We start from the raw sequence: 7,956 nt of genomic DNA, 5'->3' as shown, positions 1-7,956 counted from the left end.
GCTTTATCATTTGCAACTGTTTCTTCTTGGCCATTCTTAAACTTTTGTCCATAAGCGGTGTAAGTGCCACCGAATCGCAGCGTAACTACTTTCATAATTAACACCCCTTTCACGAATGTAAACTATTAAATAAAAGTTTACTTTTTTATCTATCTGGACTTCCTCCTTAACGAAAAATTTTGTATATTTGGTAATAAGTCTCATTTATTACCAAAACATACAAAGGGGTCTCATAATGGATATTTTTTTATTCAATTTATTATTTTTTTCAGTCTTAATTTTATTGAAAATGAATTTTATTTCAGCACTAAATACAGAAATAAAAAGAGAGTCAAAAAACTATTTAATAATAATTATTGATTTTCTTTTTATAATTATTTTTTTATGGCTTAGTATAAATATTTTTTTAGAAATTACTTTAATATTACGCAGAAATTTCGATAATCTATCTTTATAAAATATTATATTAACTCATTGTTCTTCATTAATTTGTTTAACTATCATGTTATCAAACTGTTAAAACTTTTAAATATTCACATTAAAAAACGAATGTAAACTTTTAACTGAAAGTTTACATTCGTTTTGTTGGTTTTATTGATTCCATCTCGTTTTCCATTAAAAACAAGAAATTATTGAAAAAGTATACATTCAAAACCCTAATAACAAAGGGTTTATTCCCATAAAAAATACGCCTGGATATTAAGCTCCAAACGTATCTGGAATATTGGTTAAGATTGCAACTGCATCCATTTCTTGAACTACAGCATCATCATCAAAATGAATTACATAGAAACGTTTATCTTCCATTACTGCAGATTTACCTTCTGTAGTTTTACGAACACGAGTGTCGTATGTATTAACCGCAATGAAGTTTTTAGGATCTGCAAGAATAATAACATCGTCTTCTAAAGATGGAACCGTAACAATTCCATATCCCATTGGTTTATTAACTTGATCTCCTGCTCCAAGTAATGCAGCATCACCAGCGCCAGTAGGACGATTTGTTAAATACTCAATCCATTTCTCTCTACGACTTGGAGACATAATCCAACGTAGGTTGCTGTTTTTATATTTATTTGGCATTGCGCCGGATAAAGCAAAGATAGAACCTTTTCCAAATCCATTTGCCGCTGCTGCTTCACCTGTACCAGTTACTAATTTAGCATGGTCCACAATATGAGACTCTTTCGATTTCTTGATTTTTTTCAACCATCCATCATTGATAGATAACATTCCATCTGTGGATTCTGTATCGCCATTCCAATGTAAATCCTCTAAGTCGATACCTAATTGAGTAGACATAAGAGCCATTACAGTATCTTCATAACCTTCACCTTCAATATTTTCACGGAGTAATTCTTCTGTAATCTCCCAAGGCAAGCGAATAGCCTTTGTATTGTATTCGATCTTAGAAGTTTGAACACCCGCACGGTAATTATCGTCGCTGTTTTCTGTTTTCTTGCGTAAGATACGGCCACCAATTGCAATTTTATCTAATTCACCTTGTTTTGCTTTACGCATTTCTTTACGGTGTAATTGTGAGAATGGCGTTGTATCGAATGCCATTCGGAAGAACTCTTTACTTTGTTCTGGATTTAATAGTCCAGCAGCTGTTCCTCCTGTTGTCATTGCACCTTTTGTAATTCGTTCCATATGAGCTAATAATTCTGCGTTAGTCATTGTCATAGTGATAATCCTCCCCTTACAGGTTTAATCCTGCCCATTTAGATTTTTTAATTTGTTGTTGTCCTGGTGTAAGTTCTTCATCTGGATCTAAACCTTTGCGAATAGAAGCAGCATTTTCGATATTCTCAAGTCGCTTGGTAATTGGCTCTAAAGCCTTTTGAATAACTTCTGCAGCTTTCTCTGCATCTGTTTGCTCTTCTAGTGTAGGATTATCACCTGGAACTTCCTCGCCATTCACTTGTTTCTCAATCTTATCTAACTTAGTAGCTAGTGGTTCTACTGCTTGTTTAACAATCTCTGCAATTTCTTCTGCTTTCATTTCTTCTTCCTCCTCTGTTGAAGCAGCTTCTTTTATTTCGCTAATTAAAGCCAATGCTTCATCTAATTTCGCATGATTCTTTTGGGATAACACTTTCCCAGCTTTTTTAATACTCTCTAGTACAATGCTTTCTGCTTGCGTTTTATCGTCTGCTTTAGCGATGGTATATCCACCTTTAATAGAAGCAAGTACTTCCTTCATATCATCAAGTGCAGCCGTCATACGGTCGATATCGGGATTGTTCTCCCAAATCTCCCAATAGAACACATCTTCGAACAAATCAAAAACAGCACGTAAATCACGATTTTGTTTCCCATCGATAAAACGGTCCTTCACTTCACCTTTTTCGATTCTGTGTGTTTCACCCTTGATGAAATCAAACATTTTACGGATAAATCCTTTTTCTTCATGGGTAAAATCATCATTTTTTGCGATTTCTACACGTTCACCGAATCCCCCCATTGAAAAGCCGGTTACTTCACCTTTTTTGATTTCTTCCCAGGTTTCTGTATCATCAACACGAACAGTCATAAGCCATGTTCCTGCTTTTACTTCTTGTTCGCCTAATGTCATATCACTTTTAGCAATCCAGTTTTCAACAACTGTCCCTTTACCAGCAACTTCATCATGTTGCTTGTCGATGTGTTGGTAATTTTCCATAAAGGTATGTGAAGCTTTTTCAATTTCTTCTGCGGTCATTTTGTCCCCGTGCGAATCTTCAACATCCGGTTCATATACAACGCCTGTAACAAGTTGCTTCTCTTCCTCCGTTTTAAGGATTGGAACTTGTTTCGATATATTAGGTTGTTTAGCAGTTGCACTCTTCATAATGGCAAATTGACGACCGTTCGCACCTTTTGTAACTAATGAAATATAGCTAATCTCGGCGTTTTTCAGTTCATATCCCACCGTTTTACCTCCTTCCCTATAAATATTGGGGTTCCACTGTCAAAACGCATAACAGCCAATTTAAAGCCTTATACGTTTTGACGATGAAACCCCAATCAATAGGTTTATTTCTGTTACTCTTCTGAAATCATAGTGCAGCGGCAATGAGGATGAGCTGGTGGACACATCTTTCCATTGTTAAATGATTCATCAATATCTACCGTTTCACCATGTAAACCGCCACATTCTTTACAAACACGCTCGTCGTTTCCTGTAAGCCACGTCTTTGTATTTCTATTTGCACCTTTATAAGCAATTAAGTTGCCGTAATTCATCGCATACGTTGTTTCTGTACGCGCAATCATCATTGCTCTATAGTTACTGGCTTCTGACATTACATCTGCAATAGAAACACTTAGTGCATCGACACCCATTCCATCACTAAGATTCTTTAACATTACTTCCCTTAATCTATCTTTAGTAGTTTCATGAATTCCCTTTGCTAATTCAAAAGCATAAGCAGCAACCCATTTTGCAGCAACGTCACCAATTGGATCTAATACCATCCAAGTTAAACCGTTTGATGCAATGGTACTTTGTACAAACTCTGTAACATCATCCTGTAGTGTGTCCGTGACTTCATCGACAAACATTTGTCGTTCCTCGTCCCAATCCACACTATCCAAGAACTCATCAACTTCGGCTTCTGCAATTACAAGATCAATCTCTTCATCTGCTTTATCAATACGAATTACGGGAAGCAGGTTTAAGAGCCTATTTCCCTGTCCGGAAAAAAATCAGCTACCTTCTTTTGCATAACCTTCTCTACTTCTTCATGCTTTTCCCTAAATGTATTAATAGCAATTATGTTCTCTTGTTCTTCATCTGCAGCTTTGGTAATCGGTTCAGGCATTGAAGGTTCGGTTTTACCATTAAAGAATTTATCCCCTTCTGGTACAGGCTCATAACCTACTACTTTACGGGACTCATTCAGTTTTAATATTCCACCCTCATAACTGTCTTTTGCATACTTCAAATCTGCTTCACGATCATCCGTATCGATTTCATTTAATTTGAAATGCCAATCTAAACCGCCTAGTATTTCAGCAAATACACGGAACAATTGATTATTCAATCTATGTTCTAAGATTTCTTGACCAGGCTCTATAATAGAGCGCTTGTACATCTCATTCATTTCTTTAGCGGTTGTTTGTCCTAATGAACCTGTCATAGCCCAACCAATGCGATAAGGCGGTACACGATGGGCTACACATATCTCCATTGCGTTATCCTGCTTATATAAACGGAAACTACCTTCTTTTACGTCTGGACTGACTTTCTCTAACCTAGCGTTTGCTCCTGGAGGAACAGGAACTACGGCCAACTTATGATGTTCACCCTTAGTTTCTGCAGAGAAAAACGCTTTTAGTTCGTTTTCTGTTCCCTCATCTATTTCATCGACTCCCTCAAGGAATAGCAGAGCATCCGGAATAGTCTTACCTGTGAAAAAGTTAATGTTGTAATCTCTTACCGCTTGAGAGCCAACTATCGAACCAATAGAACTAACGTAATTAGGTATCCCGTAATAGGAAGAACGAGAACCGAATTTACGAATAACAATTACTTCTCCGGCTTTTTCTGTTCCGTTTTCTGCAATATCCTCTGCACCTAAAGGCTTACCATCAGCAAGACGGTAATCATCTGAATAACCAAACTTTTTAAACCAACGTTCTTTGTTATTTACGATTTGAGCAAAGCGTACTTTATCCTTATGAGCACGTACAGTATGACCTGGTATATGATAAAGCTCTACCGGACTTTCACCTTTCTTATCGCGAACAACTTCAATAACGCCCCATCCAACTGTTTCATAATCCTCCCATACAGCTCTAAGAATTTCTGAACTTGTCATTTCTGGGTTGCACTTCCGCATGAAATTTTTTAGCATTTCATATTGCTCTTGGCTCGCCGCTTCTTTTACTTCTTCAAAAGGCGCAAAGTCAAAACCAACACCTGCGATATCATCGACTTTCGCGCTAATGCAAGCAGAATGAATAGGATTGCTTTCCTTTATATCAAGTAGCACTTTCATATCATAAGGAGGTTTAATTAATCCTTTATCGCCATATATTTGTGCGAATGGGTCTACCGCCATTTGCTTGCTGTTGTCTTCCTTATTCTTTGGATCATCTGCTGCTTTATTAATACCAAATACTTTTACATTCTTAATTGTTTTCTTATCGCTCATATCGTTTGTATGTCCTCCTTTCTTCTATTAATAGAGAGCAAAAGAAATAGCCGAACAATAAATGTCCGACTAAACTTTTTTTACCTTCCCACCCATAACCACTTTTGGTTTATAGAAGGCTAGAACTATAGCATCTGCTCTATCGGGTGATTGCAATCCGCGTTTCTTCATTTCTTCTTTTCGCTCTAAGGCAATTTTACCTCTACTTGTTATTCTGTATTTACGACTAGAAAATTGAGAAATCATTTTTTCATCGTTCGGAATCTCCGTTGTAGGCTCTTCACCTTGTATAAATGCTTTCATATTTTCTTCAAGTATGTCCCTTACAACGGCCCATCCTTCTGCCCCTGCATTATCATAATGCTCATCATCGAGCGGCTTACCGTTATTAACAACCGGATATACTTTGAATGGTAATCGTTCAGATTTTATAACTTCTTTCAATCTGTCCGTAACACCACCACCAACGCCACTATCATCGACCTTTATATCTACTCTCTTTAACTGTTTGTACTTTAGGGCTATCTAAGCTTGAAACTTTATGGATTTTATATAAATCTCTGTCACGATTATGAGAATCATAAAATACACCGCTTGTTCTTGTTGGGTTTCCGCACAAAAACAGTTTATTTTCTGCACCAGATAAAGTACCAAGTATAGCTTCCATAATAGGGTCTGCTATACCAGAAGCTTCATCACATACAAATAACATATAATCTTCGTGGAAACCCTGCATGTTCTCCGGCTTCGTCGCTGTTCTAGCAGTAGCAAACCAACGTTCCTCACTACCAATCATGTATACTCGTGTTTTAGTCCATCTAAGAAGATTTTTAACTGCACTACCTTCTAACCATTTTGCTATTTCAGCCCAAAGTACAGTAAATAATTGTTCCTTTGTAGGTGCTGTACAAATAACTTTTGGGTTTGGCCGGCAGCAGAGAAACCAGATAACAACCACTGATTCAAGACCTGTTTTACCAACACCTTGACCAGAACGCACAGAAACCTTTGGACTTTGTGCTAAATCCATAAGAACTTTTCTTTGCCATTCATCAGGATAAAACCCAAGCATATCTTCAGCAAACGCGACTGGATCATCCCAATAAACATCTATGATCTCCATAAATTCAGTAAAAGCTGTATTACTCATTAGCTTCAGCTTCCTTTTGCTTGCGTCTGCGTTCTGCTATCTTCATAAGCGACTCTTTCCAGTCCTCTGTATTCTGATTGGTTTCACCATCAATTTTAATAGCTGCGATTTCTTTCTTGAGTTTCTCAATACGTAGTTTTTGTTCCTCTGTATTGGCTAACCTATCGTATTTTTCAATAAGATTAACTAATGTTGTCATCGCTTTAGATTGAGCATTTAAGAAACTAGCTTGCTTATCCCAAGCGAATTGAATTTCCCATTCTTCCTCAAAACCACTTTCGGTAAGCTTTTTCTTTCTTAGTTCCTTTGTCATGTCCTCTTTATCCCTAACAAACATAATACGTTGAGCATGAATGATTTGAGTGTACTGCAGCATAATACTTTCCCAAATGATTGATAATGAATCATTGTTAACTACTTCTTTTAATTCTTCTTTCAGATCATATATTTCTTGCGGCAAATACTTTCTATACAAGCCATGAGTAGCCGCGTTACCATTACGCATTGGAGCAGAACCACCAGAATTACCAGCAGCATTTTTATTGCCCTTTTTAGCTCCACCACGATTGTTTACAGCATTCTTATTACCTTTGGGTGCTCCTGGTTTCTTTTTGGAGTACTCCGCATCTTTCTTCGGAGTACTCCGTTCACTTTTATGGAGTACTCCATTTAATTTGTCTATCCATTCATCTTTGGATTTCCATCCCCCAACTGTTTTTTCATTTACAGTTTTCTCGGATGTAGACAATAATTCAGCAATTTTACGATTAGTAATATCACCGTTATGTTCTTTAAATATTTCATACGCTTTGTTACGGTCTGGACTTCGTTGTCTGGCCATAATTACATAACACCTGCCCCCTTATCCAATTGTTTGCACTTCCTTCTCTAAACACTCAATGCATATATGAGCATTATCCGTATTTGCTTCACGGATATATGTTTTATCAAAATGAGTAATAGTTAATGGCATTTTTAAGGTCCACATACAAGGTTCATTACAAACAGAGCATGTAGGAACGATTATATTTTCTTCTTCCATTTACACCACCTCACGCTAATTGCTTTGTATTTTATTGTTAATCTATTAATTTAAATGTAATATTATAAGTAACTCATACTAAAAGGAGCTGATACATATGTGGAAAAAAATCCATAAATACAAATATCATTTAAAAGATTTGAAATCTATGATTTGGCTATTTCTTATAATTGGGCTAATATACGCTTGTGAATTCTTCTATGGACTAATGTTCCATCAAGAATTTCATTGGATTAAATTAGTATTGATAACACTTATGCTTATAGGATTTTTAGATATAAAAAAGAAAATTAGAAACAATGATTATAGAACAGATTGAATTAACAAACGCTCTTGAATTCATTTTCGAGTCTCACTTATATAAATCATTGTCAGGAGAATCTGCAGGTTTGCAGGTTCTTTTTTAAAAAATAAAAAAGCAGCGGATTCGCTACTTTTGTTGTTTCTTATTTATAAACTGAAATCTTCTAATGATTTATCAATCTCATCTTGCTGGATTCCTATATAACGCAATGTAATCGATGGAGCAGAATGATTAAAGATTGTTTGTAGCATTACCACATCTTTTGTTTTTTGATAGTAATGATATCCAAACGTTTTTCTAAGCGTATGCGTTCCAATTT

9 protein-coding genes and 1 pseudogene are annotated in these 7,956 nt (G+C 36.2%); 1 reads left to right on the top strand and 9 read right to left on the bottom strand.

All coding sequences use genetic code 11. The features are described 5' to 3' along the window. From AC1DJR_RS14640 to AC1DJR_RS14605, 8 genes and pseudogenes are all read right to left on the bottom strand, one after another. A partial coding sequence (locus tag AC1DJR_RS14640; RefSeq protein WP_477002889.1) for a YqbF domain-containing protein occupies positions 1–95 on the bottom strand: 95 nt, incomplete at its 3' end. A 604-nt stretch (positions 96–699) separates the two neighbouring features. Next, positions 700–1,686, bottom strand: a complete 987-nt coding sequence (locus AC1DJR_RS14635) for a major capsid protein (RefSeq protein ID WP_477002886.1) — start codon at positions 1,684–1,686, stop codon at positions 700–702. Positions 1,687–1,702: 16 nt separating this feature from the next. Next, on the bottom strand, positions 1,703–2,914 hold the full coding sequence (locus AC1DJR_RS14630) for an XkdF-like putative serine protease domain-containing protein (protein ID WP_477002885.1): 1,212 nt from the start codon (positions 2,912–2,914) through the stop codon (positions 1,703–1,705). 113 nt (positions 2,915–3,027) lie between these two features. Next, entirely contained in the window at positions 3,028–3,546 is a 519-nt protein-coding gene (locus tag AC1DJR_RS14625) for a phage head morphogenesis protein (RefSeq protein ID WP_477002888.1), read from the bottom strand. 113 nt (positions 3,547–3,659) lie between these two features. After that, positions 3,660–5,141, bottom strand: coding sequence for a phage portal protein (locus AC1DJR_RS14620; protein ID WP_477002884.1), 1,482 nt, complete (start codon positions 5,139–5,141; stop codon positions 3,660–3,662). A gap of 69 nt (positions 5,142–5,210) precedes the next feature. Further along, positions 5,211–6,291: pseudogene (locus tag AC1DJR_RS14615) on the bottom strand (DEAD/DEAH box helicase family protein). Then, positions 6,284–7,132 carry a phage terminase small subunit gene (terS, locus tag AC1DJR_RS14610; RefSeq protein ID WP_477002883.1) on the bottom strand — a complete coding sequence of 283 codons (849 nt, stop codon included), beginning with the start codon at positions 7,130–7,132 and terminating at the stop codon, positions 6,284–6,286. The pseudogene AC1DJR_RS14615 and the gene terS overlap by 8 nt, the downstream one beginning before the upstream one ends. Before the next feature lie 21 nt (positions 7,133–7,153). Further along, positions 7,154–7,333, bottom strand: coding sequence for a hypothetical protein (locus AC1DJR_RS14605; protein WP_088113631.1), 180 nt, complete (start codon positions 7,331–7,333; stop codon positions 7,154–7,156). 97 nt (positions 7,334–7,430) lie between these two features. Between AC1DJR_RS14605 and AC1DJR_RS14600 the strand changes: the two genes are divergently transcribed. Further along, entirely contained in the window at positions 7,431–7,652 is a 222-nt protein-coding gene (locus tag AC1DJR_RS14600; RefSeq protein WP_477002882.1) for a hypothetical protein, read from the top strand. Positions 7,653–7,783: 131 nt separating this feature from the next. Here the strand turns inward: AC1DJR_RS14600 and AC1DJR_RS14595 are convergent. Continuing rightward, the coding region (locus AC1DJR_RS14595; RefSeq protein WP_477002887.1) for a tyrosine-type recombinase/integrase at positions 7,784–7,956 on the bottom strand (173 nt) is incomplete at its 5' end.

Source organism: Bacillus sp. 05T31 (assembly GCF_056396725.1).
Note: the sequence above shows the minus strand (reverse complement) of the source record. Positions and strands in the feature narration are given on the sequence as shown.

Excerpts from the sequence above, each read along its gene's own strand:
- AC1DJR_RS14635 (WP_477002886.1), bottom strand. The coding sequence starts at position 1,686 with ATGACAATGACTAACGCAGAATTATTAGCTCATATGGAACGAATTACA.
- AC1DJR_RS14625 (WP_477002888.1), bottom strand. The coding sequence starts at position 3,546 with ATGTTTGTCGATGAAGTCACGGACACACTACAGGATGATGTTACAGAG.
- AC1DJR_RS14620 (WP_477002884.1), bottom strand. The coding sequence starts at position 5,141 with ATGAGCGATAAGAAAACAATTAAGAATGTAAAAGTATTTGGTATTAAT.
- terS (WP_477002883.1), bottom strand. The coding sequence starts at position 7,132 with ATGGCCAGACAACGAAGTCCAGACCGTAACAAAGCGTATGAAATATTT.
- AC1DJR_RS14605 (WP_088113631.1), bottom strand. The coding sequence starts at position 7,333 with ATGGAAGAAGAAAATATAATCGTTCCTACATGCTCTGTTTGTAATGAA.
- AC1DJR_RS14600 (WP_477002882.1), top strand. The coding sequence starts at position 7,431 with ATGTGGAAAAAAATCCATAAATACAAATATCATTTAAAAGATTTGAAA.